This is a genomic window from Arthrobacter sp. SAFR-044 (genome assembly GCF_059414985.1).
This window is the reverse complement of record NZ_JBPFDN010000018.1, coordinates 32,577-57,736: the sequence shown is the minus strand read 5'-3', so window position 1 is coordinate 57,736 and position 25,160 is coordinate 32,577. Positions and strand designations below refer to the sequence as shown.

Genomic DNA, 25,160 nt, shown 5'->3' with positions numbered 1-25,160 from the left:
AAGGCGTTGGAGCCGTATGACTTGTTCTGGCTGGAGGACTGCACGCCGGCGGAGAACCAGGAGGGGCTGCGCCTGGTCCGGCAGCACACCACCACGCCGTTGGCGATCGGGGAGATCTTCAATACGGTGTGGGATTACCAGACGCTGATCAAGGAACAGCTGATCGACTACGTGCGGGCAGCGTCCACCCACTTCGGCGGGATCAGCCCCCTGAAGAAGGTGATGGACTTCGCTGCGCAGTACCAGATCAAGTCCGGTTTCCACGGGCCCACGGACATTTCCCCGGTGGGGTTCGCGGCGCAGCTGCACGTGGGGTTGGCGATCCATAATTACGGGATCCAGGAGTACATGCAGCACTCGGACAAGACCAACGAGGTCTTCGAGCAGTCCATGACGTTCGTGGACGGCTACCTGCACCCGGGCGACAAACCCGGGATCGGCGTCGAATTCAACGAAGAAGCCGCCGCAGCCTACCCCTACCAGCAGGCCTACCTGCCCTACAACCGCCTCGTCGACGGCACCGTGCATGACTGGTGAGGCATGACTGGTAAAACAGGCCACGACTGTCAACAGAACCACGACCGGGTAGGACAAGCCACGACTGGGAAAAGCGGCCCACCGGCAAGGAGGCTTTAGCCCTTCAGCACGAAGGCCCTGCTGTGCCCGGCCACCTCGGGCGCCAGCCTCGCAGCCTCCTCCTCCGCGTAGGAACGGGCATCCTCCAGCAACGGGTTGTAGAGGGCGACGAGGATGCGGCGCGCCTCGAACAAGGGGAAATCGCGGGGCAGCAGCTCCGGGGGGAGCCCGGGGTCCTCCCAGGGGAACGCCCGCCAGGCGTCCATCACCTCGGTCCTCAACCGAAAAGCCTCTTCCCCCGGGAGGCGTCCTTCGGCCAGGACCTCCGCTTTCTGGCGGTAGGCGTTGATGAAGGGGGTGTACTGCCGGCGCACTTCGTCCAGGTCCCAAGCCTCAATCAGCGGCCGCCCGCGGAGCCCTTCCCCGGCACTGCGGAAGATGACGTAGTTCTCCACGCCCAGGTGGCGGCAGGAATCCTCCAGATCGTCCGCGGTATCCCACGCGGAAACCCACACCGCCCCATACAGGGGGGCGAATCCCAGCCATTTGAGGCGGCTCCGCAGCAGTTCGCGCAGTTCGCGCGAGCGCTCCGGAACACTGAAGGCAACCACGGTCCACATGCCATCCCAGGGGCGGTCCTCGGAGCCGAAGCCGCTGATCTGGCGCACACCGATTTCCAGGCGGGCCCTCGCCTCCGGGGTGAACCTGTAGCGGGAAGCACGCCCGGCACTCGACTGTTCCAGGACGGCGCGCCCTGCGAGCCTGCTGAGGGCTGTTGAGGCAGCGGAAGAGCTGACGCCCAGGGCCGCGGCCAGGGACACAATCAGCCGGGAGGGCAGCCACCCGGTGTAGTCGCGCCAATAGTCCGCCAGCATCGTGACCACCAGGTGCTGCGACGCCGAGCCCTTCAACGGGCGCGGGAAGTTGACTTCCTCGGCGGCCACACGGGGCTCGGTGGGCCCGCCAGGGAAAGGATGCGGCTCAGAAGTCACACCCCATCTTCGCAGGCTGACACGTCGCAGCAAATTTACTTTGCACATTTATTGACGGTCGTCGTAATAAGCGCATAACATTTAGCTCAGTGATCCGGCCCACATCCCGCGCCGGCACGCACAGTCCCCAGCAGGCGCCTGCTGAATCATCACTTTCCAGGAGATCCGCAATGACCGCAGGTCCCATCGGCCCGGTGACACCGTTGTCCCCGAGTGCCACACCAGTTTCCACACCAGCGCAGGCAGGCAGCGCCAACGCCCGCCGGGCCGCCATGGCCAGCTTCATCGGAAGCACCCTTGAGTACTACGACTTCTTCATCTACGGATCAGCCTCCGCCCTGATCTTCAACAAGATCTTCTTCCCGGGCATCGACCCGTCGCTGGGCATGGTGCTTTCCATGGCCACCATCGGTATCGGATATGTTGTGCGGCCCGTTGCCGCAGCCGTGATCGGACACTTTGGTGACCGCGTTGGCAGGCGCCAGATGCTGGTCCTGACGCTCGTCCTGATGGGCATCGCGACGTTCCTGATCGGCTGCCTGCCGCCGGCATCGGCCATCGGGGCCGCCGCACCAGTCCTGCTTGTCTTCCTCAGGGCCGTGCAGGGGGCGTCGGCCGCCGGCGAATCCGTTGGCGCAGTGACCATGACCATGGAGCATGCCCCCAGCAACAAGCGCGCCTTCTACGCCAGCTGGGTCAATACCGGCGCTGTGGCAGGCATCATGCTCGCGTCCCTCGCCTTCCTGGCCGTGTCACTCCTGCCTGAGCAGGAACTTCTTTCCTGGGGATGGCGGCTCCCGTTCCTGGCCAGCCTGCTGGTGGTCGGCATCGGCCTTTACATCCGCCTCCGCCTGCCCGAATCCGAAGTTTTCGAAGCCGCCAAGGAAACAGGAAGCCAGCGGGAGCTGCCCATCAAGGTAGTGCTTCGCGACCACTGGGCAACCATCCTCAAGGTGATCCTGTTCGGCTTGTGGAGCGTCGTCTCCTCGGTGTTTGCGGCTTTTGGCCTCGCCTACGCCGGAAAGCTCGGAGTTCCCGCCGCCGTGATGCTCACCGTTACCATCGTCACCGCCGCCCTCGGCATCGTCGTCCAGCCCTACGCCGGCATCCTGGCGGACCGGATTGGACGGAAACCGGTGTTCATCACAGGCAACATCATCTGTGCAGTGGCAGCCTTCGCCTTCTTCTGGTCAATCAGCATCGGATCGGTCCCGCTGATCTTTGCCACCGCCATCCTCTTCATGACGGTGGGCTACGGCATGGTCAACCCGCTGGGCCCGTCCATGACAGCGGAAATGTTTGAAACCAGGATCCGCTACACGGGGGCCGCCACCGCATCCCAGCTGGGCCTGGTGGTGACAGGCTTCGCGCCCGCCATTGCCGCGGGAATCGTCCAGCCCGGCCCCGTCGGCTGGCTTCCGGTGGCCATCTTTACCGCGGCATGCTGCCTCATCTCCGCCCTGGTGACAGCCGTGTGGGTCAAGGAAACATACCGTGTCCGCACCGAAGACCTCGGCAGGCAGCCTGCCGCCACGGCCTAGGCACCCCACAACGCAAACGAAAGGCACGCACGTGCGCTACCCGGTCGTCGTCGACGGCGATATTGAAGCAACCATGACCGACGGAACCATCCTCCGGTCCACCGTCTACCGGCCGGACGCGCCGGGCGGCACCTTCCCGGTGCTGCTGACGCGGACTCCCTATGGGCGGGACCTGGCGGTCAACTCGGCCTACTTCAATCCCGTCACCGTTGCGGCGGCCGGGTACGTGGTGGTGATGCAGGACTGCCGCGGCAGGTTCGGCTCGGACGGCACCTTTGAGCCGTCCGTCAATGAAGCGTCCGACGGCGCCGCAACGGTCGAGTGGGCCGCGCACCTGCCGTGGTCCAACGGCGCGGTAGGCATGTGGGGCCGGTCCTACTTCGCGGAAACCCAGTGGCGGGCGGCCCGCTTGGCCCCCGCCGGGCTCAAGGCCCTGGCGCTGGGTGTCTCGGCGGGCGGCAACGCCAACAACGGTGCCCTGTACCGTGGCGGCGCGCACGAGCTCGGCAGCCGCCTCGCCTGGGGCCACGCCTCGATATCGCTCAACGAGCTGATGCGTGAGCATGGCGACGATCCCGAACGGCGCGGCAAGGAACTCCGGGAATGGCTTGCCCTGGACGCTGGATTCGCCGACGGTTCCTGCTACGGGGTCCTGCCTCTGCGGGACTTGGAACCCCGGGTGGGGACCTTCCTCCGCACCCATGTGACGCCATCCGCCGGCCAGGATCCGGGAAGCAGCTTCTGCCGGCTGTGGGATGCCGCGTCGGCCGAACCCGTGCGGCTGCCAACCCTCCATATCGGTGGATGGTTCGACATCTTCGCACCGAATACCCTGGACCAGTACCGCCGCCAGGCAGCCCTCAGCCGCACCCTCCACGGCATCGAACCCCGCCTCATCCTGGGGCCCTGGACGCACACCAACCTCTCCGGCGGTTACCCGGACATCCACTTCGGGGCGGCCGCTTCCGCCGGCATCGTCGACGGCCATGGAGACCTTTCCTCCCTCCACACAGCGTGGTTTGACGCCGTCCTCAAAGCGGATGAGCAAGCAATGGCGGACGTCCCCAACGTGCTGGTCTATTTCCTGGGCGAAAACCGCTGGCGGGCCTTCGACACGTTGCCGGAACCGTCACGGCAACAGTCGTGGTTCCTTTCCGCCGCAGGGGAGCTGCTTGACCACGCCCCGGATGACGGTGCCGTCGAGTACGCCTACGACCCCCTGGATCCGGTGCCCACCACCGGAGGGGCCACCATGCTGGCCGGGCCGTTTCCGGCTGGTCCGGCGCGGCAGGACGCGGTCGAGGCGCGCGAGGATGTGGCAGTCTTCACCTCCCGGCCGTTCGAGGAACAGACCACTATATTTGGCGCCGTGACCGCCACACTTTTCGCCTCATCGAGCGCCGTGGACACTGACTGGGTGGTCCGGCTCTGCAGGGTGTCGGCAGACGGAGTCTCCCTTGGGATCGCCGACGGAATCATCCGCGCTTCCTGGCGGGATGCCTATGCCGGAACCGGGCTTTTCTCGGAGGGGCATCCGCCGGCGCCCATCGATCCTGGCCGGATCTATGAGTACACCATCAGCCTCTGGGAGACAGCCCTGACCTTCGCCCCTGGGGAGCGGCTCCGGGTCCAGGTCACCTCCAGCTGCCATCCGCGCTGGGACCGGAACCTCAATACCGGCATGCTGGCATATGACTCCGGGACGGCTGTCACCGCCAACCAGCGGATCCACGCGGGCGCCGCGTTCCCCAGCCGCCTGACAGTGGGGATCCTGTGAGGACGCCCGCCCCGCCGCCGCTGGAGTTCCTCGCCGAGCTCAGCGTCAACGTGCAGGCGCCCATCGACGCCGGGCCCGCCCCCACCGGCCACCGCAGGATTGTGCCGATCACCGGGGGTACCGTAACCGGGCCCTCGCTCTCCGGCACAGTGCTGCCCGGCGGTGCCGACTTCCAGCTCCTGCACAGCCCGGAACTGACCGAGCTCGACGCCCGCTACATGCTCGAAACCAGTGACGGGGCCTTGATCCACGTGCACAACAGCGCCTTGCGGCATGGCTCGGCGGCGGACATCGCCAGGCTCAACCGGGGCGAAGCGGTGGATCCGGCCGGCATCTACTTCCGGTGTTCACTCCGGTTCTCCACGGCGTCCAAGGAATGGTCGTGGCTCAACCACGTGGTTGCCGTCGGCACCGGCGAGCGGTACCCGGACGCAGTGAGGATCGCCGTCTTCATCGTCCGCTGACGCCGTGGCGGAGGGTTTTCGTCGTCGGGCTCCATTCCTGCTCCGCGCCCCACCTGGCAAGGGCTTCACGTTGACCCTGCGGCCACCCGGTGTGAGGATGGCGCAATGAACCAGGTTTCGGCGTTCTACACCGGCCCCGGCGGACTTGTGGCTGCCATCGGTTCTGCCTTGGACGCGGCCGGTGTGGACCGCACGGCGCTGCGGCCGGCCGACCTCGCTGCTGTTGACGAGTTCCACATCCGTGGCCGCAGGGCAACCCTGGAAATCATCGAGGCGCTCGCCCTCACTGCCGATTCCCAGGTGCTCGACCTCGGCAGCGGATTGGGCGGCCCCGCGCGGACCCTCGCCGAGTTGACCGGGTGCACGGTGACAGGGGTGGACCTCACCCCGGAGTTCTGCCAGGTAGCGACGGCGCTTTCGGAGTGGACAGGATTGTCCGGCCGGACCCGCTTCCAGGTTGGGGACGCCACAGCCACCGGCCTTCCCGACAAATCTGTGGATGCGGCGATGACCGTACACGTGGCGATGAACATTCCCGACAAGCACGGGCTGTACGCGGAAGCCTTCCGGGTCCTCCGGCCGGGCGGCAGGTTCGTGGTTTATGACGTCCTGCAGGGTGAAGGGGGTGAAGTACACTACCCGGTCCCGTGGGCCGCTGACTCCTCGACAAGCTTTCCCGCGACGCTGGAGGAGATGCGCGAGCTCCTCCCGTCGGCAGGTTTTGATGTCGTCTCGGAAAACGACTCGTCGGAGGAGAGCCTTGCTTGGTTTCGGCAGATGCTCGCCAAAACCCATCGCGAGGGGCCACCACCGGTGACCTTCGCGACCTTCCTTGGCGACAGCTTCGCGCAGATGACGGCCAACCAGGTGGCCAACCTCGCCGAGCGGCGCATCAGGACCGTCATGTTCGTGTGCTGGCGGCCGTCCTGATCTCCAGAGCGTCCCAAACACTTAGCTTCCGCGGGACTTCATGCCGCACACGTGCCTCGTGACGCGACTCGTGGCTGACGCGGCGGTTGGTGGTAACCCGGTCCTTTTGACCCTGGGGCCTGGCTTGACGCAACACTACGCTGATGCCATGAGCGACGTGCCGACGCTGAGTCCTCCGGTTCAACGCAACGTGGGCGCCAACCGGGCGCTGCATCCGGACCGTCTCTGGATCCGTCTAGTACGCGGCGGCGCCGGACTTGCCATGCTCGCGGCTCTCGGCCAGGAGCTATACGACGCGACCCAGCCCGGCAACTCCGTCGACATCCCCCAGCTCATCTCCCAGTTCACATTCCAGTCAAACCTCGTCCTCGGACTCGTGTTCCTTGTGTCCGTCGTGCGGCCGCGTGCGCGGCTGCCGCGGTGGTGGGATCACCTCTTCGGCGCCCTCGCGTTCTACCTGGTGATGACGGGCATTATTTATGTGGTGCTCGTGGCTCCGCCAGACGAACCGTGGTGGACGCTGGACATGTACTGGCCGTGGATGGTCACCCATCGCATCGCACCGCTGGTCGCGGGGCTCGACTGGCTCCTGGTCACGCGCACCGTCCGAGGCCCGTGGCGGCGGCCCCTCGTCTGGCTTTGCTACCCGGGGGTGTTCCTGATCTTCTCCTGGGTGCGCGGTGCCCTCGACGGCTGGTACCCCTACGACTTCCTCAACCCGGGGCTCGACGGCGGCTGGCCAGCGGTCATCGCCACCAGCGCCCTGGTACTCGCCGCGTTTCTCTTGGTCGGCATACTCGTGCACCTCACCGGCAATATCCGGGTCGGTCTCGCCCGCGGAGCCGGAAGGGAAGCCCGGTCCTGATCTAGCCGGCCCGAACCTGCCGGCTGGATGCGTCGTCACGCTTGGTCCTGGTCGGAACGCGGCTGCCCCGTCTTAAGAACGCTGTCAAAGCACCAAAGACCCTTTCCAGGCTGTTCCGGCGGGCCTAGCCTGTCCCCACTACCATCCACAGGAGGCATCGATGCGGACAGCAAAACCACTGACGGAATCCGAGCAGGTTCATCGTCTTTCCGAGAACCTCATGACGCAGCTGGCCAAGGGCAGGGAATGGGCCACCCCTGGCGTCCAAACGGCCCTGCAGAGAGCGGTCGCCGGACTCGATACCGGCATCGAAACCGCCTCCCCGCGGCTCCAGGCGCTGTTGCGGCGGTTGGCCGACGAGCTTGCCGGGGGCGTGGAAACCATCACTCCCAGGGTCCATGAGCAACTGATGCGGGTCGGACCTAGAGCTGCTGCCCCGGCCCCGATCCAGGCCAAGAAATCCCCGTCCAGGATCTGGTGGTTGATCACAGGAATCGCCGCCCTGGCAGCGGGGGCGGCCGTGTGGCGGTCCATGAAGGGTTCCAGATCCGAACCCTCATCATCGGAAAGCCCCCAGGAGCAGGAAGCCAAGCGCACTGATCCGAACGTCGACGCGGACCTGGCCGCGGGCCGTATGTAGAAGCCTGTTCCGGGGGGAGCAATAAGTGGCAGGCCGGCCGGCAGTCTGAGACCAAACATCATCAGGGAACGGTGCAACGCCTTGCACCGTTCCCTTTGCCGCCTACTCCGCCGCGCCCCACAGCGCCTTGCGGAGCAGGCGCTTCAATTCCTGCGACTCCTCCCCGGACAGCACGGCCAGCTGGTTCAGCTCGGCCGCGTCCATGGCGGTGCGGGCCTTCGCGTGCATCTTCCGCCCCTCGGCTGTGGAGACGATGATCTTGGCGCGCCGGTCCTGCTTGCCCTGCGCCCGTTCCACCAGGCCGCGGCGTTCCAGGTCGTCCACAAGGGTGACCACCTGGCTGGGGTCCAGGCTGAGGAAATCCGCCAGTTCCCGCTGCGTGGGCTCCAGTCCGCTGCACGCCAGCGTCAGGATGGAGAAGGACCGCTCGCGCAGCCCGAAGTCAGCCAATGCCTTGTTGTTCAGTACCGAGCCGGCGGCGTGCAGCTTGGCGAGCAGCAGGCCCACATCGCTGCCGATCCTGGCTGCCGCAAGGCGGGGGGTCTGAACTTCGGTGCCCAAGGTGGCCATCACAACTCCGGTGTAAAAAACAATCGTTGACTTTTTCAATGATCCGTAATTTCATTGATTCCAACAAGGATCTCACACCGCAGTGGGACCACCCCAACGGCTTCGGCCGGCGCATGCGAAGGAGCAGGCCATGAGCTTGAACGGCAAGGTTGCAATCGTCACCGGAAGCGGGCAGGGCCTCGGCCTTGCCTACGCCAGGGAACTCGCCCGCCAGGGTGCCGCCGTCGTCATCAATGACGTAAACGCCGAGACCGCCGCACAGGCCGTCGCGCAGATCGAGGCCGACGGCGGCCGCGCCACAGCCGTGGTGGTCCCGGTGGGAACCACCGACGCGGCCAAGGCCCTGGTGGCCGGCGCCGTGGACGCCTTCGGCGGCCTGGACATCCTGGTCACCAACGCCGGGATCCTCCGCGACAAGTCCCTGCTGAAGATGACGGACGAGGACTTCGACCTGGTGATCAACGTCCACCTCAAGGGCACCTTCACCTGCGTCCGCGAGGCCTACGCCTACTTCAAGGAAAACAACGTCCAGGGCCGCATCATCACCATCGGTTCGCCCACCGGCCAGCGCGGCAACTTCGGCCAGACCAACTACGCCGCCGCCAAGGCCGGCATCGTGGGCATGGTCCGCACCTGGGCGCTGGAAATGAAGAAGGCCGGCGTGACGGTCAACAGCGTCATCCCCGTGGCCGCCACCGCCATGACCAAGACCGTGCCGTACTTCCAGAAGGCCGTGGAGGCGGACGAGCGCGGCGAGGCCATGCCGTCCTTCTTCCGCCACGACCTGGGCTTTGGAACGGCCGACGACGTCTCCGGACTGGTTGCCTTCCTCGCCTCCGACGAGGCAGCCAACATCACCGGCCAGGCCATCGGCGCCGGCGGTGACCGGCTGCAGGTCTGGACCCACCCGGAAGCGGCCACCACCGAGTACCGTGAGGGCGGCTGGAGCTATGAGGCGCTGCAGGAAAACGCCGGCCAGCTGTTCACCGCCGAAACGCTCCAAAGCTACGGCGAGGAATTCCTCCCGCTGCCGGAGGACCTGAAGCCCGCACAGGCCGCCGAGGCCCGCTGACCATGGCCGACCGTTACGAACTGGGCATCGACCCCACAAAGCTCGATGCCATCGACATGCACGTCCACCTTGAGGTGGACAGCTGCGGCCACGGCTCCCTGCCGGAAGAACTGACCGAAGCCTCGGCCAAGTACTTCAAGGCCGAGGACCGCACCCCGTCACTGGACCGCATCGCCGAGGTCTACCGCGAACTGAACATGGCCGCCGTCGTCTTCACCGTGGACGCCCGCACCCAGCTCAAGCACGAACCCAACAGCATCCCCGAACTCATCGCCGGTGCCGCCCGGAACAATGACGTCCTGATCCCGTTCGGCAGCGTGGACCCGCGCACCGGCGAGGATGCCATCGCCGGGGCCAAGCACCAGGCCATTGAACTCGGCGCGCGCGGCTTCAAGTTCCACCCCTCCCTGCAGGGCTTCGACCCGTCCAGCGAGCGCTTCTACCCGCTCTGGGAAACCCTCCAGGAACTGGGCCTGCCCGCCATCTTCCACACCGGCCAGAACGGCATGGGTGCAGGCCTTCCTGGCGGCTACGGCATCAAGCTGGCCTACTCCAACCCGTTGCTGCTGGATGCCGTGGCCGCGGACTTCCCCGGCCTGCAGATCATCATGGCCCACCCGTCCGTGCCATGGCAGGACGAGGCCAACTCCATCGCCACGCACAAAGCCAACGTGTTCATCGACCTCTCCGGCTGGTCGCCCAAGTACTTCCCGGAATCCCTGGTCAAGGCCTCCAACTCCTACCTCCAGGACAAGGTGCTGTTCGGCACAGACTTCCCGCTGATCACCCCGCAAAAATGGCTCGGCGCCTTCTCGGACCTGCCGCTGAAGGACGAGGTTCGGTCCAAGATCCTCAAGGACAACGCGGTCCGCCTCCTCGGGCTGGGGGCCTGACATGGGCGCGCTTACGACGGCGGATGCCGCCCTGGGTGCCCGGCTCTACGAAGCAGCGGACTGGTACGAGGCCGAGTCCCTCCTCACGCCCGAGGAGCGCCAGGTCCTGTCCCGGCTGCGGAGTTTCCTCGACTCCGAAGCCAAACCCCTGTTGGCGGAGTACTGGGAACGCGGTGAGTTTCCGGACCAGCTCGCCCGGCCGCTGATCGACCTGGACCTGATGGAACCGGCCGAACTCACAGGCGCCACCGGTGCAGAACACGGTCCGGCCCGCGGCATCTACCAGGGCTTCCGGATCTTCGAGCTTGCCCGCACGGACGCGTCCCTGGCCACCTGGTACACCGCCCAGGCAGGCCTGTTCCGAACCTCCATCCGCGTTGGTGCCTCGCCGGAACAGCAGGCCGAATGGATGCCCAAGGTCATCGACTTCTCGCTCAAAGGCGTCTTCTCGCTGACCGAACCGGAATCCGGATCGGACATCGCCGGCGGACTCTCCACCACCGCCAGGCGGCAGCCCGACGGCAGCTGGATCCTTGACGGCGCCAAGCGCTGGATCGGCGGCGCAGCCACCGCGGACGTCCTCGCAGTATTCGCCCGGGACACCGCGGACGGGCAGGTCAAGGCCTTCCTCGTGGACCGGACAGCCGACGGCGTCACCCTGGAGAAAATCCAGGGCAAGACCTCGCTGCGGATGATGCAGAACGCCCACATCACCCTCACCGGTGTCCGGGTCCCCGAGGCCATGCGCCTGCACAACGTGAACTCCTTCAAGGACGTCGCGGCAATGCTCCGGGCCATGCGCTCGGACGTGGCCTGGATCGCCGCCGGCATGGCTGCCGGCGCCTTCGAGGCCGCGCTCGCCTACGTCAACGAACGCAGGCAGTTCGGCCGCACCCTGGGCTCCTTCCAGCTGGTCCAGGAGAAACTGGCCCGCATGCTCGGCAACGTCACCGCCAGCCTGTCCCTGGTGGTCCGGCTTACCGAGCAGCAGGCAAAAGGCATCTACCGCGACCAGGACTCCGCCCTGGCCAAGATGCAGACGTCCCTGTTCATGCGCGACACCGTAGCCCTGGCCCGCGAAGTGGTGGGCGGCAACGGCATCACCCTGGCAACCGACGTCGCGCGTTTCCATGCCGACGCCGAAGCCGTCTACTCCTACGAAGGCACCCACGAGATCAACGCCCTTATCATCGGCCGCGCCCTCACCGGCGAGAGCGCCTTCACCCGCTAAGTCCTGCAACACCTGCAAAGCACCTCAACCACACACCAGCCCAGGAGGCAACGATGCCCAATCTCGTGGTCGATTTCGACACCCTGCTCACCATGTCCGGCAAGGACCTTGGCACTACCGACTACCGCCAGATCACCCAGGAACAAATCAACCTGTTCGCCGACGCCACGGATGACCAGCAGTGGATCCACACCGATCCGGAACGTGCGAAGGACGGCCCGTTCGGTGCCCCCATCGCCCACGGTTTCCTCACCCTGTCCCTGATCATCCCGTTCTGGGGCGAGCTGTTCGATGTCGACGGCGTCACCACCAAGGTCAACTACGGGCTGGACAAGGTCCGCTTCACCTCACCTGTGAAGGTGGGCTCCAAGGTCCGCATGCAGGCCACCATCGCGGAGGTGACTGAGGTTAAGGGCGGCGCGCAGATCAAGGTCAACGCCACCATCGAAATCGAAGGGCAGGAACGCCCGGCCGTCGTTGCCGAATTCCTGGCCCGCTTCTATAAGTAGGCCCCTTCTTAGGCAAAGCGCACCACCGGCAGTAACCCCTTCACTGCACCGGCGGGGCCCCTTTCGGCGCCGCCGCCTCAGGCAACCCCAAAAACCCCGAATTCCTCCGTCTTTAGGAACAGCCATGTCCGGACACACCACGCTCGCACCTGCGGGTACGGCCGCAAAGCGCAAGGAAGCGCGCACGGTCATCCTGTCCAGCTATCTGGGCAGCACCATCGAGTTCTACGATTTCCTGCTCTACGCCACGGCCGCAGCAGTGGCCTTTCCCAAGGTCTTCTTCGCCGGCACGGACGAATGGGTGGGCGTCGTCGCCGCCTACGCCACCTTTGCCGCCGGGTACGTGGCCAGGCCGCTGGGTGGCGTGATCTTCGGCCACTTCGGTGACAAGGTGGGCCGCAAGGGGATGCTGATCATCTCCATGGCCATGATGGGCATCGCTTCCACCCTCATCGGCGTGATTCCTGGAGCCAGCGTGATCGGACCGTGGGGCGCTGTGCTCCTGGTCTTGCTGCGGGTCTGCCAGGGGATCGCCGTCGGCGGTGAATGGGGCGGCGCCGCGCTCATGGCGCTGGAGCACTCCGACCCCAAGCGGCGCGGCTTTGCGGCATCGTTCGTCAACGCCGGCGCCCCCACCGGTGCCGTGCTGGGCACCGTGGTGATGGGCATCTTCTCGGCCCTGCCGCAGGATGCCTTCCTGGCCTGGGGCTGGCGAGTGCCGTTCCTGCTGTCCTTTGTGCTCCTCATCGTGGGCATGTTCGTCCGCCTCCGGGTCTCCGAAAGCCCCATCTTCGCCGAGGCAGTGGCCAGGGAAGAGGCCCAGGGTGCCAAGCGCAAGATCCCGCTGCTGGACGTACTCCGCCGGCCCAAGGCACTGATCATGATCATGTTCGCCGGCGCTGCGGGGTTCGGCCTGCAGGTGGTGCTTCCCACGTTTTCGGTGACGTATGCCGTGTCGAAGGGGGCGCCGCAGCAGGGCGTGCTCTATGCCTTCGCGGGAGCCTCGGCCATCTCCATCGTCTTCGTCCTGCTGGGCGGCCGCCTGTCTGACCGTTTCGGCCGCCGCCCCGTGATGATTTCAGGCCTGGCCCTGTTCATCGCCTACCTCTTCCCAATGTTCGGGATGCTCGGCTCGGGCAACGTGGGCCTGGTCTTCCTGGCCTTCACCGTGGCGCTGATCCTGCACTCCTCCCTTTACGGGCCACTGGCGGCCTTCGTCTCCGAACAGTTCGGCACCACGTCCCGCTACACCGGCGCTGCAGTGGGCTACCAGCTGGCCACGCTCATCGGCGCAGGCTTCACCCCGGGCATCATCGCCGGCCTCTACAAGGACTCCGGCCAGAACATCCTCCCGGTGGTGGTGTTCCTGTCCGTCATGGCGCTGGTCTCGATTGTCTTCATCGCCCTGACGCGGGAATCTAAGAACAACGACCTCACCACGGTCCGTTAGGAGAACCATGGACAACAACGGAGTTGGCTCTTGGCTGCAGCGCCGCCGCCGGAAGTCGGGCGCCAAGACGGCCCTGCTGTCAGCAGCGGGCACCCTGAGCTACGAAGAGCTCGCCGAACGGGCCGGGCGTTTGGCCAACGCGCTCGGCGACAGGGGAGTGGTCAAAGGCGAGCGGGTGGCCTACCTGGGCGATAACCACCCCTCCTTCGTGGAGACGTTCTTCGCCTGCGGCCTCCTGGGCGCCATCTTCGTGCCGCTCAACACCCGGCTTGCCCCGCCCGAGCTGCAGTTCCAGCTGCAGGATTCCGGAGCACGGCTCCTGGTCAACGCGGGCGCCCTGGAAGCGCCCGCATCGGCCGCCGTGGAAGGGACAGTGGTGACCCACCGCCTGGTCGTAGCGGCCGACGGCGGGACGGAACCTTCCACCGTGACGTCACCCGCCGCCGTCGGACACTTTGCAGCGGTTGAGCGTTATGAGGAGGCGCTGCAGGCGGCAGCCGCCGAACCCGTCGACGTGCCGGTGGGCCATGACGACGGCGCCATGATCCTGTACACCTCCGGGACCACAGGCAAGCCGAAGGGTGCGCTGCTGACGCACGGGAACATCACGTGGAACTGCATCAACACCATCGTGGACATGGACCTGAACCGCAACGACGTGGCGCTGATGATCTCGCCGCTGTTCCACGTGGCGTCCCTGGACATGGGGCTGCTGCCCATGCTCCTGAAGGGTGCCACCGTGGTCCTTGAGGCCAAGTTCGATCCCGCCAGGGTCCTGGGACTGATCCAGGAGCACAAGGTCACCACCCTCAACGGGGTGCCCACCACGTTCCAGCTGCTCTGCGAAGATCCCGGATGGGCAACTGCGGACCTTAGCTCCCTGGACAAGCTGACCTGCGGCGGCTCCGCCATTCCCCGCCGGGTCCTGGACGCATACGAGGACCGCGGCATCGGCTTCACCAACTGCTACGGCATGACCGAAACGGCCCCCGGCGTCACCATGCTTCCCGTGGACCGGTCACGGGAAAAGGCCGGTTCGGCAGGCCTGCCGCACTTCTTCACCGACGTCAGGATCGCCGACCCCATGGGCGGTGCGGTGGCGCCGGGCGAGGTGGGGGAAATCCAGATCTCCGGCCCCAACGTGATCAAGGAGTACTGGAACCGGCCGGAGGCCACTGCCGCCAGCTACGCGGACGGGGCGTGGTTCCGCTCGGGCGACATGGGCTACCGGGACCAGGAAGGCTTCCTGTTCGTCTCGGACCGGCTCAAGGACATGATCATTTCCGGCGGGGAGAACATCTACCCGGCGGAGGTGGAAGCGGTCGTCTCCGAGCACAGTGCCGTGGGCAGCGTGGCCGTCATCGGCATCCCCGATGACAAGTGGGGTGAGGTCCCCCAAGCGATCGTCACGCTGCGCGAGGGGGAATCGTTGACCGCGGAGCAACTGCGCAGCTTCCTTGACGGCCGGCTTGCCCGTTACAAGATCCCTAAGTCGCTGGTGGTGGTGGAGGACATGCCGCGCACTGCCAGCGGCAAGATCCGCAAGATGGAGCTCCGGAAGCAGCTCTGACGGAGGAACATCCCACGGTCCACATTGCTGGGGGCCGTGGGGGTTTCCGCCGTTGTTACCGTTCACGGTCATCAATTGGCGGAATCTTATAGGACAGTGCACCATTATTGGATGCTTGAGGCAACTAAACCCCAAAATTCCCCGGACGGGACACCCGTCAACCCCGCGCTCGAAGCGGAAAGCAGGATCGCCCGCATCGCGGTGACGGTGTTCCCCATCCTGGTGGTCGTCGCAGGCATCCTCGGTTTCCTGCTCCCCGGAGTCTTCAAACCCATGGCCCCCAGCGTGCCCTACCTGCTGGGCATCATCATGTTCTGCATGGGCCTGACCCTGACCCCGCCGGACTTCGCCGCGGTGGCCAAGCGGCCATGGGCCGTGGCCTTGGGGATCGTGGCGCATTACATCATCATGCCCGGCGCCGGCTGGCTGATCGCGGGCGCGCTCAACTTGCCGCCCGAACTGGCCGTCGGCGTGATACTGGTGGGCTGCGCACCCTCCGGCACGGCCTCGAACGTCATGGCCTTCCTGGCCAAGGGCGATGTTGCCCTCTCCGTGGCGGTGGCCTCCGTCTCCACCCTGATCGCCCCGATCGTCACCCCGCTGCTGGTCCTGTTCCTTGCGGGTTCGTACCTGCAGATCGACGCCGCCGGCATGGTCCTGGACATCGTAAAAACGGTACTGCTGCCGGTGGTGGCCGGCCTCCTCGCCCGCCTGTTCCTCAAGAAGCTCGTCGCCAAGGTGCTGCCCGCGCTTCCGTGGGTGTCCGCCGTCGTGATCTCCCTCATCGTGGCCATCGTGGTGGCCGGGAGCGCCAACAAGATCATCGAGGCCGGGGCCATCGTGTTCCTCGCCGTGGTGCTGCACAACGGCTTCGGGCTGGGCCTCGGCTACCTTGCCGGCAAGCTGGGCCGCCTGGACGACAAAGCCCGCCGCGCCCTCGCCTTCGAAGTCGGCATGCAGAACTCCGGCCTGGCAGCGACGCTGGCCACCGCCCACTTCACACCCCTGGCCGCGCTGCCGTCCGCTGTCTTCTCGCTGTGGCACAACATCTCCGGGGCCATCGTGGCGGCCTGGTTGGCCCGGCGTCCGCTGCAGGACAAGCGGGTGCTCCAGGAAGAGCGGGCTTAGCCGGGAAGCAGGCCTGACCAGCACCGCCATCGCCCCCAGCCCGCTAGCCGACCGTTTCCGCCAGCCCATTCTGGGTACGGGAGCCGGTAGGGACAGCGCCGTTTCGGCGCTGCCCACCAGTTCCTGCGAGGAGATGGACAGATGGCTCGGATTGACCGAATAGCTGAACCATGGGGGACCAGGACGCCGTACGGCAGCGGCGGTGATTGGCCGGTCAGGGTGGACACCCACCTGGCCGAAGGGGTGGTGCCGGAAGACGTGGACCGGTGGGTCCAGACGGCCTCGCTCCTGCACTCCAACGGCGACGCCATGGACATCGCCGTCAAGGACAACAAGATTGTCGGCGTGCGGGGACGGGCCGTGGACCGGGTCAACCACGGCCGGCTGGGACCGAAGGACCTGTATGGCTGGCAGGCGAACGGGTCGAAGGACCGGCTCACCAAACCCCTGATCCGCGAGGGCGGGAAGCTGGTGGAAACGGACTGGGACACCGCCATGCAGCGCATCGTGGACCGCTCCAAGGTGCTGCTGGCCGAGCAGGGCCCAAGCGCACTCGGCTTTTACACCACCGGCCAGCTCTTCTCCGAGGAGTACTACACCCTGGGAACGATGGCCCACGGAGGCATCGGCACCAACCACGTGGACGGAAACACCCGCCTCTGCACTGCCACTGCGGGGGAGGCGCTGAAGGAATCCTTCGGCTGTGACGGCCAGCCCGGCTCCTACACGGACGTGGACCACGCCGACGTGATCGCCCTGTACGGGCACAACGTGGCTGAAACCCAGACCGTCCTCTGGACCCGGATGCTGGACCGGCTGGCAGGCCCCAACCCGCCCAAGATCATCTGCGTGGACCCGCGCATGACGCCCGTGGCCAAGGCCGCCACCGTGCACCTGGCCCCGCGGCCCGGCACCAATGTGGCCCTCATGAACGGCATCCTGCACGAAATCATCACCAACGGCTGGGTGGACCAGGAGTACATCCAGGCGAACACCGTGGGGTACTCCGAGCTCGAAAAAGAGGTCAAGAACTACCCGCCGGCCCTCGTGGCGGAAATCTGCGGTGTCCCGGCGGAGCAGATCTCCGAGGCAGCCAGCATCATTGGCCACGCCCAGCGGCTGCTGTCCACGGTGCTGCAGGGCTTCTACCAGTCCAACCAGGCCACCGCCGCCGCCGTGCAGGTCAACAACGTCAACATCATCCGCGGCATGCTGGGCAAACCCGGCTGCGGCATCCTGCAGATGAACGGCCAGCCCACGGCCGAAAACACCCGTGAATGCGGGGCCGACGGCGACCTCGCCGCCTTCCGGAACTGGTCCAATGACGCGCACATCCAGGACCTGGCCCGGGTCTGGAACATCGATCCCATGTCCATCCCGCACTACTCGCCGCCCACCCACGTCATGCAGATGATGCGGTACGCCGAGGACGGCTCCATCCGGATGCTCTGGGTCAGCGGAACCAACCCCGCCGTCTCACTGCCCGAGCTGGCACGCATCCGCAGCATCCTGGAACAGGACCGCCTGTTCCTGGTGGTGCAGGACATCTTCCTGTCCGAGACCGCCCAGCTGGCCGACGTCGTGCTTCCCGCCGCCACCTGGGGCGAAAAGACCGGCACGTTCACCAACGTGGACCGCACCGTGCACCTCTCTGAGAAGGCCGTCGACCCGCCGGGCGAGGCCAAGGCCGACCTGGAGATCTTCATCGATTACGCGCACCGGATGGGGCTGCAGGACAAGGACGGGCAGCCGCTGATCAAGTGGCATGATTCGGAGTCCGCGTTTGAAGCCTGGAAGGAATGCACCCGGGGCAGGCCGTGCGATTACACCGGCATCACGTACGACAAGCTGCGCGGCGGTTCCGGCATCCAGTGGCCCTGCAACGAGGAAAACCCGGACGGTACCGAACGCATCTACGCTGACGGAAAGTTCTGGGCGCACCCCGAGTACTGCGAAACCTATGGCCGCGACCTCATCACCGGCGCGCCCGTGGAACCCAAGGAGTACAAGGCGCTCAACCCGGAGGGCAAAGCCATCATTAAGGCCGCCGAGTACATGCCGCCGCATGAGCTGCCCAGCCGGGACTTCCCGCTCCAGCTCATCACCGGACGCACGCTCTACCAGTTCCACACCCGCACCAAGACAGGGCGGGCGCCGGAGCTGCAGGCCGCCGCGCCGGACGTCTGGGTTGAGTTGTCAGCGGACGACGCCGGCGCGTATGGGATTGCCGAAGGCGACCTTGCGGAGGTGGAGACACCCCGCGGTTCCGTCCGTGCGAAGGTGCGGATCAGCGGCATCAGGAACGGCGTGCTGTTCCTGCCTTTCCATTACGGCTACTGGGACACGAAGGGCGGACACCAGCCGGACGGGGCCGGGCGGGCAGCGAACGAACTGACCATCACGGACTGGGATGCGGCCTCCAAGCAGCCCATCTTCAAGACGGCGGCAGCCCGCATTACCCGTCTTTCCGGCGGTGACGGGCCCTCCCCGGCGCCCACCAACACCGCCTCGGCGCCGGCCGGCGACTTCCCGGACGACGCCAGGACCAAGGGCATAGCCACCGCGTTGGCCGACGAGACCGCCGGCACGGCAGGAGGGGAACGATGAAATTCGGGCTGGTACTGGAGGAAATGCACCGCTCAGAGAATGACCTGGCACACCACCTGCTGGTCATCTCCGAGCGGCACAAGGTGGACCACGAGATCTACCACCTTGCCCGGGACCTGGCGCGCTGGTCGCAGCAGCACGTCCGGGACATTGCGGACATCGCCAAGAACTACGGCCAAGACCTGGACCCGGAGCCGCGCAGCGAAGCAGGGCTGATGGAAACGATCCGGGAGAAGGGCAGCGAGATGGTGGGCCGGCGTCCCGAAACCGGAATGCTGCTGCTGCGCGACCTCCGCGAGCTCTACCTGAAGGCCTGCGGGGTATCGGCTGACTGGGAACTGCTGGCGCAGGCCGCCCAGGGGATGAAAGACCGCAACCTGCTGGACCTGGCCGAGAAGTGCCATCCGCAGACCATCCGCCAGATGAAGTGGGCCAACGGCAAGCTCAAGGAATCCGCCACGCAGGTCCTGGTCAGCTAAACGTCAGCTGAGACCGCCGTCCGCCGCCGTGTCCTGGCCCGTGCCGCGGGCCGCCTCCAGGTGCGCCACCAGCGCCTGCATCTGCTGCGCGGTCCACGGCAGGGCCTGGCTCAGTTCGGCACTGTTCTCTGCCCACATGCTGCGGGCTGCCGCTTTGGTGCCCTCGCTGCTGTGGAAACGGGAGCCCAGCTCATCCCAGCGGTGCACCAGCTCGCGGGCCTCGGGGCTGGTGGCGGGGACACCGCCGTCGACCTGCCGCAGGCCCTCCTCAACCAGGCCCACCCACTCGGTCCGTGATTCATCCGCAGCTTCCCGGCCCAGGCGGGCACGCTGCTCGTCCAGCTCCCGGCGCTGGTCCTCGGTGAAGTAGTTCTCAAACATGGTCATCCTTTCCAAAACGGTCGTGAAATAGGCGGGCTCTGCGTGCCCCTGTCCGCTGAGGCGTGCCAGCAGCTCCCGGATGGTCCGCTGGAGCTGCTCCAGCTGCAGCGCCTGCTCACCCAAGGCATCGAGCTGCCGCAGCAACAGTTTTTGCAGGGACTCCGGATTCCCGCCCGATTCGTCCAGCACCGGGGCGATCTCGCCGAGCGGCACGCCCAGGCTGCGGAGCGTCCGGATGCTGTAGAGCCGCCGCAGGTCAGGCTCGGTGTAGCGGCGGTGGCCGGCGGCGGTCCGGTCGCTTGCGTGGAGCAGTCCGATGTTGTCGTAGTGGTGCAGCGCCCTGACGGTGACTCCCGTTGCGGCCGCCAGTTCGCCAACGCTCCAGCGGGGTTTTTCCGGTTGTTCCATACCGCCAACCGTAGGACCTGACGCCACGTCAGGTTCAACCCCGTCTCACGCCAATCGTGGGCAGGCTCCCGCGCGGAGCGAACCAGTTTCATTCAGTGAAACTGGCCGCGCGTGCGGTCGCAGGCATGGCCCAGAGTTGAGTCCATGGACGCGGGTGCCGGTGTGGGCCCGGGCCAGCCCCTTCAGCAGTTCGGTAAACACAGCACAGAAACGGCGCGCTACACATGGAGTCAACGATGACGGGATTGCGGATCCTCAAGGGGATCGAGTTCGCCCGGCCACGGAACGCGGAGCCGCTGCTGCTGGACCTTTACCTTCCCGCAGGAGAAACGCACCAGGGAGGCCGGCCTGCTGTGGTCCACCTCCACGGCGGCGGCTGGCGGATGGGGGAGCGGTCCTCACTGGGCCCCGCTGTTGATGGCTTCGGGCTCAGCCCCCTCAAGCTGTTGGCGGATGCGGGGTTTGTGGTGGCCTCGGCCGACTATCGCCTCAGCACGGTTGCCACCTTCCCCGCCCAGCTGCTGGACGCCAAGGCAGCCGTCGCCTGGCTCCGTGCCCACGCGGCTGAATACGGCGTGGACCCGCAGCGGGTCTATGCCTGGGGAGACTCGGCAGGTGGCCACCTCGCCAGCCTCCTGGGCCTGACCGCGGGGACAGCGGATTTTGCCGGCCACGCTGGCAATGACGGGCCGGACGGCGACGACTCCGTTGCCGGCGTCGTGGCCTGGTACCCGCCCACCGACCTGCTGCGCATGGGTGAACAGGCACGGCCGGACGCCGTCGCCCGCGCGGATGATCCCGGTTCGCGCGAAGCACTGCTCATCGGTGCGCAGCCCGCCGACGCCCCGGACAAGGCCAGGGCCGCGAGCCCCCTCACCTACATTCACGCAGACGCCCCGCCCTTCCTCCTCATCCACGGAACCGCAGACCGGTTCGTCCCGGTAGCCCAGTCCACATCGCTGGCCGAGGCACTGGAAGGCGCGGGCAACGACGTCGAACTCCTCCTGCTGGACGGCTCGGACCACATGTGGGCCAACCCGGACGGGAGCAGCGAAGCGGCGGAAAAGGCCATAGCTGCCACCATCGATTTCCTCCGCCGCCAGGCAATGCGGCACTGATTCCGCACCACCATGCCGGGGGAGCACGCGCACCCCGGACCAGACCCGAAAGGCCTCCCATGCACTTCATCGGCATCACCCACCACGGCGGACCCTGGGCAGCGGCGCTCGCCGGTTCCCGCGTCCTCCCGCTCACGTCCGTCAACGACTTTTGGGCCGACGCCGAGGGCTGGCAGGACAAGGCGGCAGCGCTGGTTGCGGGAGACACGGAAACGTCCGACGCCGGCCGCTGGCTTGAGCGCGGCAGCGTCACCGAAGTGCCGCTCGTCCCGGCCTCCGCACGAGTGATCTGCGTAGGGCTGAACTACAAGGCGCACGCGGCGGAGGGCAGCTTCAAGGACCAGGAACTGCCGCCGTACCCCGCCCTGTTCGCCCGCTGGACCGCGTCCCTTTCCGTGGGCAACGTGCCCGTCCCGGTCCCCGCGGGCGAGGCAGGCCTGGACTGGGAGGGCGAGGTGGCCGCCTACATCGGCCGCCGCGTGGAGTCCGCCGACGAGGACACCGCGGCGGATGCCGTCTTTGGCTACTCCACGTTCAACGACATCACTTCCCGCAGGGCCCAGAAGCTCACCTCGCAGTGGACGTTGGGAAAGAACGGCGACTTCAGCGGCCCGTTGGGACCCCTGGTCACCCGCGACGAGGTTGGCGACCTGCGCGACGGGCTGCAGGTCCGCACCCGCGTCAACGGCATCGAAGCCCAGAACGGCAACACCCGGAACATGATCTTCTCAGTCCCGGCCATCATCTCGCTCATCAGCGAAACCTTCACTTTGCACCCAGGGGACGTCATCGCCACCGGCACTCCCGAAGGAGTTGGCTACGCACGCACCCCGCAATGGCTGCTGCAGCCCGGCGACACCGTGGAAGTGGAGATCGAGAAGCTGGGCACCCTGACCACGCCGGTGGGCGGTCTTTCGCTCCGGAGCCGTGCCTGATGAACGCATACCATCACACTGCCGACGTGCCATCGGAGGTACAGGTCCTGATCGCCGGCGGCGGCCCCAGCGGACTGTTCCTGGCACTGGACCTCGCCTCCCGCGGCGTGCCCAGCACCGTCATTGAACCGCGGACCACGCTGGACCACACCCGGCCCCGTGCCAAGACCACCAATGCCCGCACCATGACGCACCTGCGCCGGCTGGGCCTCGCCGAGGTCCTCCGGGACGCGGCGCCGCTGCCGGTGGAGTACGCCCAGGACGTCATCTTCTGCACCGGCCTCACCGGACCTTCCGCCCATGAGCTGCGCCGGTTCCGCAACGCCTTCCAACTGGTTTCCGGCCGTTACGGGCCGCAGCCGGAGTGCGGCCAGCAGGTGCCCCAGCCCGTCCTCGAGGAGGTGCTCCGGGCCGCCGTCGCAGACCACCCGCTGGTGACCTTCGTGACGGGCTTGACCGTCACTGGCGTCAGTGTCCCTGAAGGCGGGGCAGCCGCGGCACCCTGCGCCGTCGTCGTCATGGATTCCGAAGGGGCCGAACGCATCATCGCCGCGGAATACGTTGTGGGGGCCGACGGTGGGTCCTCCGCCGTGCGCCGCAGCCTGGGGCTGCGGCTGGAAGGCGGCTCCGCCGAGCTGTCCAACATCAGCATCCTCTTCCGCTCGGCGTCGTTGGCGTCCGCTGTCTCCTTGGACCCGGCGGTGCAGTACTGGGTGGTGGGCTCGGAGACCTCGGGCATGGTGGGACCCATGGACCGTGAGGGCATGTGGTGGGCAATCGTCCAGGGCGTGGATCCGTCCGTCACCGTCACTGCGGGGGAGGCAGCCGCGATGGTCAGCTCCCTGGTGGGTGCGGACGTGGAGATCGAGGTGGTGGCCACCGACCCGTGGACGGCCCGGATGCTGCTTGCTCCCGAGTACAGCCGGGGCAACGTCTTCCTGGTGGGGGACGCCGCCCATCTCAACCCGCCCTGGGGAGGCCACGGCTTCAACACCTGCATCGGCGACGCCGCCAACCTGGCCTGGAAGCTCGCCGCCACGATCAACGGCTGGGCTGGGCCCGGACTCCTTGCCAGCTACGGGGAAGAGCGGCGGCCGGTGGCTGCACGCACCATCCGTGACGCTGCGGAGAACGGCAAGGCCCTTGCCTACCACTTCGCGGACCCGGAGCTGGTTGCGGCCGGGTCTGCGGGGGATGCCGCCCGCGGGGCTGCGCACCGGGCGCTCGCCGTGAAGCAGAGCGAGTTCGATTCCCTGGGCCTGGTGCTGGGCTACGACTATGGCGGTTCATCCGTGGTGGTGCCGGACGGTTCGGCCCTCCCCGACGAGGACCCCATCCGGTACGTTCCGTCCGCTGCTCCGGGGGCCCTGTTGCCGCACGCCTGGCTGGCGGATTCCCGGTCCCTGTACAGCGCCCTGGGTGCGGGCTTCACACTGCTGGCCGACGCCGGGGCGCTGGGAGGGGTGCCCGCCGCCGAGGTTTTCGAGCCGGTGCTGGCAGCCGCTGCCCGGCAGGGCATCCCGGTGACGGTCGCCGCCGTCGGGCCTTCCGACGACGGAAGGCACCTCGCAGAATTGTGGGGCGCAAGTGCGCTGCTGGTCCGTCCCGACCAGCACGTGGCCTGGCGCGGCAACTCCCCGGGCGAGGCCGCCCGCGCGTTGTCCGTCGCTGCGGGCTGGGCGCCGGCTTTTCCTCCCGCACGTCCTGAAGAACCTGAACCTTCCATCGAGACCAGGAGCGCCCGTGTCGACGCCGTCATTCCGTGAATTCCTCTTTGCCCCGGACCACCCCCGCGTGGCGGGCATCCGGGGGCTGGACGCCCGAGAGTACGCCGACTTTGCCAAGAGCGATGCGTTTGCCGGGCCCATGATCGAGGGCTGGCGGAAGCTCTATCCCCAACCGTTCAGCGGCATCACCAATGACGGCGTCCGCCGGGAAGGCCTGTACCCCCTGGTGCCGGCCCGGCCGGGGGAGGAAGCACCTACCGCGGACATGGTATCCGCGGCGCGGAAGCTGCTTGGCACTGTCACCGCGGACCAGGCCCGGAAGCTTTGCTACGCCGTGGACGCGCCGGAGTGGCAGAGCTGGGCCAACCCCGAGTTCATGCAGCACGACACCGGGCTGCGGTTGGACGAGCTGGATCTTCCTGTCCGGGATGCCGTGCTGGGGGTTGTGGAGGCTTCGCTGAGCCCGGCCGGTTTTGAGCTGGTGCGGAACCTGATGCGGATCAACGGTTTCCTGGGCGACCTGGTGGAGCTGCCGCTGCTCCTGAACGAGTTCAGCTACAACTTCGCCCTGTACGGGGAACCGTCCGAAACCGAACCTTGGGGGTGGCAGCTGTTCGGCCACCACGCGGCGCTGAACTGCCTGGTGGCCGGGACGCAGCTGGTGATTTCGCCGGTGTTCATGGGCGCCGAGCCGGACATGATCGACGCCGGCCCGCACCAGGGCGTCAAGGTGTTCAAAGAGCGCATCGCCCTGGCCCGGCAGCTGATGGCCGCCTTGCCTTCGGACCTGCGGGCCCGCGCTGTTGTTTATGCGGAGATGGTGGACCTGGCCATGCCCGAAGGGCGCCTCCACCCGGGCGACGAGCGGCACCTGGGCGGCTGCTTCCAGGACAACCGGGTGATCCCTTACGAGGGGATCCGTGTGGCGCGCATGCCCGCCCGCGCCCGGGAGCTGCTCGACGCCGTTGTGGAGGACTTCATCGCCTACCTGCCGGACGGTCCCCGTGCCGCCCGCCGCCGGGAGATCCAGGAGCACTACGGTGAGACGTTCTTCAGCTGGATCGGGGGCTGGGAAGGTGAGGAAGCGTTCTACTTCCGGGTGCAGAGCCCGGTAGTGGTACTGGAACTGGACCACCACACCGGCGTCTTCCTCAGTAACGATGAGCCCGCCCCGTTCCACATGCACACAGTGGTCCGCACCCCCAACGGCAACGACTACGGCCGCGAACTGGTCAGGCAAGCCGCCTCCTGACCCACCCCTCATCGACTGCTCCGTAATTGTCGTTTTCAGTGCTTA

23 protein-coding genes are annotated in these 25,160 nt (G+C 66.8%); 20 read left to right on the top strand and 3 right to left on the bottom strand.

Going from position 1 to position 25,160, the window contains the following annotated elements:
- Positions 1-537 (top strand): enolase C-terminal domain-like protein (locus ACR65J_RS19885; protein WP_440172320.1); only part of this gene is annotated, 537 nt, incomplete at its 5' end.
- Positions 538-632: 95 nt separating this feature from the next.
- Here ACR65J_RS19885 and ACR65J_RS19880 read toward each other — a convergent pair.
- Positions 633-1,568, bottom strand: a complete 936-nt coding sequence (locus ACR65J_RS19880) for a PaaX family transcriptional regulator (RefSeq protein WP_440172318.1) — start codon at positions 1,566-1,568, stop codon at positions 633-635.
- Positions 1,569-1,738: 170 nt separating this feature from the next.
- Here ACR65J_RS19880 and ACR65J_RS19875 point away from each other — a divergent pair, with 170 nt between their 5' ends.
- The 6 genes from ACR65J_RS19875 to ACR65J_RS19850 all read left to right on the top strand — a co-directional run bounded on the left by ACR65J_RS19875 (position 1,739) and on the right by ACR65J_RS19850 (position 7,785).
- On the top strand, positions 1,739-3,109 hold the full coding sequence (locus tag ACR65J_RS19875) for an MFS transporter (protein WP_440172316.1): 1,371 nt from the start codon (positions 1,739-1,741) through the stop codon (positions 3,107-3,109).
- 31 nt (positions 3,110-3,140) lie between these two features.
- Entirely contained in the window at positions 3,141-4,886 is a 1,746-nt protein-coding gene (locus ACR65J_RS19870; protein WP_440172314.1) for a CocE/NonD family hydrolase, read from the top strand.
- Positions 4,883-5,350: a DUF3237 domain-containing protein gene (locus ACR65J_RS19865; protein WP_440172311.1), complete on the top strand. Its 468-nt coding sequence runs from the start codon at positions 4,883-4,885 to the stop codon at positions 5,348-5,350. The genes ACR65J_RS19870 and ACR65J_RS19865 overlap by 4 nt, the downstream gene beginning before the upstream one ends.
- A gap of 105 nt (positions 5,351-5,455) precedes the next feature.
- Entirely contained in the window at positions 5,456-6,280 is an 825-nt protein-coding gene (locus ACR65J_RS19860; protein ID WP_440172309.1) for a class I SAM-dependent methyltransferase, read from the top strand.
- 148 nt (positions 6,281-6,428) lie between these two features.
- Positions 6,429-7,145: a Pr6Pr family membrane protein gene (locus tag ACR65J_RS19855; protein WP_440172306.1), complete on the top strand. Its 717-nt coding sequence runs from the start codon at positions 6,429-6,431 to the stop codon at positions 7,143-7,145.
- A gap of 160 nt (positions 7,146-7,305) precedes the next feature.
- The gene (locus tag ACR65J_RS19850; protein WP_440172304.1) at positions 7,306-7,785 is read left to right on the top strand and encodes a hypothetical protein; all 480 of its coding nucleotides are present in this window, start codon (positions 7,306-7,308) and stop codon (positions 7,783-7,785) included.
- A gap of 102 nt (positions 7,786-7,887) precedes the next feature.
- Here the strand turns inward: ACR65J_RS19850 and ACR65J_RS19845 are convergent, their stop codons facing one another.
- The gene (locus ACR65J_RS19845) at positions 7,888-8,355 is read right to left on the bottom strand and encodes a MarR family winged helix-turn-helix transcriptional regulator (protein ID WP_224027260.1); all 468 of its coding nucleotides are present in this window, start codon (positions 8,353-8,355) and stop codon (positions 7,888-7,890) included.
- 130 nt (positions 8,356-8,485) lie between these two features.
- On the opposite strand from ACR65J_RS19845, the gene ACR65J_RS19840 reads away from it, so the two are divergent.
- The 9 genes from ACR65J_RS19840 to ACR65J_RS19800 all read left to right on the top strand — a co-directional run bounded on the left by ACR65J_RS19840 (position 8,486) and on the right by ACR65J_RS19800 (position 19,294).
- On the top strand, positions 8,486-9,427 hold the full coding sequence (locus tag ACR65J_RS19840) for an SDR family NAD(P)-dependent oxidoreductase (RefSeq protein ID WP_440172302.1): 942 nt from the start codon (positions 8,486-8,488) through the stop codon (positions 9,425-9,427).
- A gap of 2 nt (positions 9,428-9,429) precedes the next feature.
- On the top strand, positions 9,430-10,320 hold the full coding sequence (locus tag ACR65J_RS19835) for an amidohydrolase family protein (protein WP_440172300.1): 891 nt from the start codon (positions 9,430-9,432) through the stop codon (positions 10,318-10,320).
- 1 nt (position 10,321) lies between these two features.
- The gene (locus ACR65J_RS19830) at positions 10,322-11,551 is read left to right on the top strand and encodes an acyl-CoA dehydrogenase family protein (RefSeq protein WP_440172298.1); all 1,230 of its coding nucleotides are present in this window, start codon (positions 10,322-10,324) and stop codon (positions 11,549-11,551) included.
- 53 nt (positions 11,552-11,604) lie between these two features.
- Complete coding sequence (locus ACR65J_RS19825; protein WP_440172296.1) at positions 11,605-12,060, top strand: MaoC family dehydratase; 456 nt, start codon at positions 11,605-11,607, stop codon at positions 12,058-12,060.
- Positions 12,061-12,184: 124 nt separating this feature from the next.
- The gene (locus ACR65J_RS19820) at positions 12,185-13,510 is read left to right on the top strand and encodes an MFS transporter (RefSeq protein WP_440172294.1); all 1,326 of its coding nucleotides are present in this window, start codon (positions 12,185-12,187) and stop codon (positions 13,508-13,510) included.
- A 7-nt stretch (positions 13,511-13,517) separates the two neighbouring features.
- Positions 13,518-15,080, top strand: coding sequence for an o-succinylbenzoate--CoA ligase (gene menE, locus ACR65J_RS19815; RefSeq protein WP_440172292.1), 1,563 nt, complete (start codon positions 13,518-13,520; stop codon positions 15,078-15,080).
- A gap of 111 nt (positions 15,081-15,191) precedes the next feature.
- Complete coding sequence (locus ACR65J_RS19810) at positions 15,192-16,208, top strand: bile acid:sodium symporter family protein (RefSeq protein ID WP_440172290.1); 1,017 nt, start codon at positions 15,192-15,194, stop codon at positions 16,206-16,208.
- 141 nt (positions 16,209-16,349) lie between these two features.
- Complete coding sequence (locus tag ACR65J_RS19805; protein ID WP_440172286.1) at positions 16,350-18,815, top strand: molybdopterin oxidoreductase family protein; 2,466 nt, start codon at positions 16,350-16,352, stop codon at positions 18,813-18,815.
- The gene (locus ACR65J_RS19800) at positions 18,812-19,294 is read left to right on the top strand and encodes a hypothetical protein (protein WP_440172284.1); all 483 of its coding nucleotides are present in this window, start codon (positions 18,812-18,814) and stop codon (positions 19,292-19,294) included. The genes ACR65J_RS19805 and ACR65J_RS19800 overlap by 4 nt, the downstream gene beginning before the upstream one ends.
- Before the next feature lie 3 nt (positions 19,295-19,297).
- Here ACR65J_RS19800 and ACR65J_RS19795 read toward each other — a convergent pair whose 3' ends face one another.
- Complete coding sequence (locus tag ACR65J_RS19795; RefSeq protein ID WP_440172281.1) at positions 19,298-20,083, bottom strand: MerR family transcriptional regulator; 786 nt, start codon at positions 20,081-20,083, stop codon at positions 19,298-19,300.
- Between the two features lie 236 nt (positions 20,084-20,319).
- Here ACR65J_RS19795 and ACR65J_RS19790 point away from each other — a divergent pair, with 236 nt between their 5' ends.
- The 4 genes from ACR65J_RS19790 to ACR65J_RS19775 are packed head-to-tail and all read left to right on the top strand — an operon-like array spanning position 20,320 to position 25,115.
- Positions 20,320-21,201 (top strand): alpha/beta hydrolase fold domain-containing protein, encoded by an 882-nt coding sequence (locus tag ACR65J_RS19790; protein WP_440172279.1) that lies wholly within the window; start codon positions 20,320-20,322, stop codon positions 21,199-21,201.
- Positions 21,202-21,260: 59 nt separating this feature from the next.
- The gene (locus ACR65J_RS19785) at positions 21,261-22,136 is read left to right on the top strand and encodes a fumarylacetoacetate hydrolase family protein (protein ID WP_440172276.1); all 876 of its coding nucleotides are present in this window, start codon (positions 21,261-21,263) and stop codon (positions 22,134-22,136) included.
- Between the two features lie 26 nt (positions 22,137-22,162).
- Positions 22,163-23,902, top strand: coding sequence for an FAD-dependent monooxygenase (locus ACR65J_RS19780; RefSeq protein WP_440172274.1), 1,740 nt, complete (start codon positions 22,163-22,165; stop codon positions 23,900-23,902).
- Positions 23,880-25,115 carry a DUF3500 domain-containing protein gene (locus ACR65J_RS19775; protein WP_440172272.1) on the top strand — a complete coding sequence of 412 codons (1,236 nt, stop codon included), beginning with the start codon at positions 23,880-23,882 and terminating at the stop codon, positions 25,113-25,115. Before ACR65J_RS19780 ends, ACR65J_RS19775 begins: the two co-directional genes overlap by 23 nt.
- The last annotated feature ends 45 nt before the right edge of the window (positions 25,116-25,160 follow it).

Bases quoted from the DNA above. Each gene is read 5' to 3' on its own strand.
- menE (WP_440172292.1), top strand. From the start codon at position 13,518: ATGGACAACAACGGAGTTGGCTCTTGGCTGCAGCGCCGCCGCCGGAAG.
- ACR65J_RS19840 (WP_440172302.1), top strand. From the start codon at position 8,486: ATGAGCTTGAACGGCAAGGTTGCAATCGTCACCGGAAGCGGGCAGGGC.
- ACR65J_RS19845 (WP_224027260.1), bottom strand. From the start codon at position 8,355: ATGGCCACCTTGGGCACCGAAGTTCAGACCCCCCGCCTTGCGGCAGCC.
- ACR65J_RS19790 (WP_440172279.1), top strand. From the start codon at position 20,320: ATGACGGGATTGCGGATCCTCAAGGGGATCGAGTTCGCCCGGCCACGG.
- ACR65J_RS19850 (WP_440172304.1), top strand. From the start codon at position 7,306: ATGCGGACAGCAAAACCACTGACGGAATCCGAGCAGGTTCATCGTCTT.
- ACR65J_RS19795 (WP_440172281.1), bottom strand. From the start codon at position 20,083: ATGGAACAACCGGAAAAACCCCGCTGGAGCGTTGGCGAACTGGCGGCC.
- ACR65J_RS19785 (WP_440172276.1), top strand. From the start codon at position 21,261: ATGCACTTCATCGGCATCACCCACCACGGCGGACCCTGGGCAGCGGCG.
- ACR65J_RS19875 (WP_440172316.1), top strand. From the start codon at position 1,739: ATGACCGCAGGTCCCATCGGCCCGGTGACACCGTTGTCCCCGAGTGCC.
- ACR65J_RS19820 (WP_440172294.1), top strand. From the start codon at position 12,185: ATGTCCGGACACACCACGCTCGCACCTGCGGGTACGGCCGCAAAGCGC.
- ACR65J_RS19805 (WP_440172286.1), top strand. From the start codon at position 16,350: ATGGCTCGGATTGACCGAATAGCTGAACCATGGGGGACCAGGACGCCG.
- ACR65J_RS19800 (WP_440172284.1), top strand. From the start codon at position 18,812: ATGAAATTCGGGCTGGTACTGGAGGAAATGCACCGCTCAGAGAATGAC.
- ACR65J_RS19855 (WP_440172306.1), top strand. From the start codon at position 6,429: ATGAGCGACGTGCCGACGCTGAGTCCTCCGGTTCAACGCAACGTGGGC.
- ACR65J_RS19810 (WP_440172290.1), top strand. From the start codon at position 15,192: ATGCTTGAGGCAACTAAACCCCAAAATTCCCCGGACGGGACACCCGTC.
- ACR65J_RS19835 (WP_440172300.1), top strand. From the start codon at position 9,430: ATGGCCGACCGTTACGAACTGGGCATCGACCCCACAAAGCTCGATGCC.
- ACR65J_RS19825 (WP_440172296.1), top strand. From the start codon at position 11,605: ATGCCCAATCTCGTGGTCGATTTCGACACCCTGCTCACCATGTCCGGC.
- ACR65J_RS19860 (WP_440172309.1), top strand. From the start codon at position 5,456: ATGAACCAGGTTTCGGCGTTCTACACCGGCCCCGGCGGACTTGTGGCT.
- ACR65J_RS19830 (WP_440172298.1), top strand. From the start codon at position 10,322: ATGGGCGCGCTTACGACGGCGGATGCCGCCCTGGGTGCCCGGCTCTAC.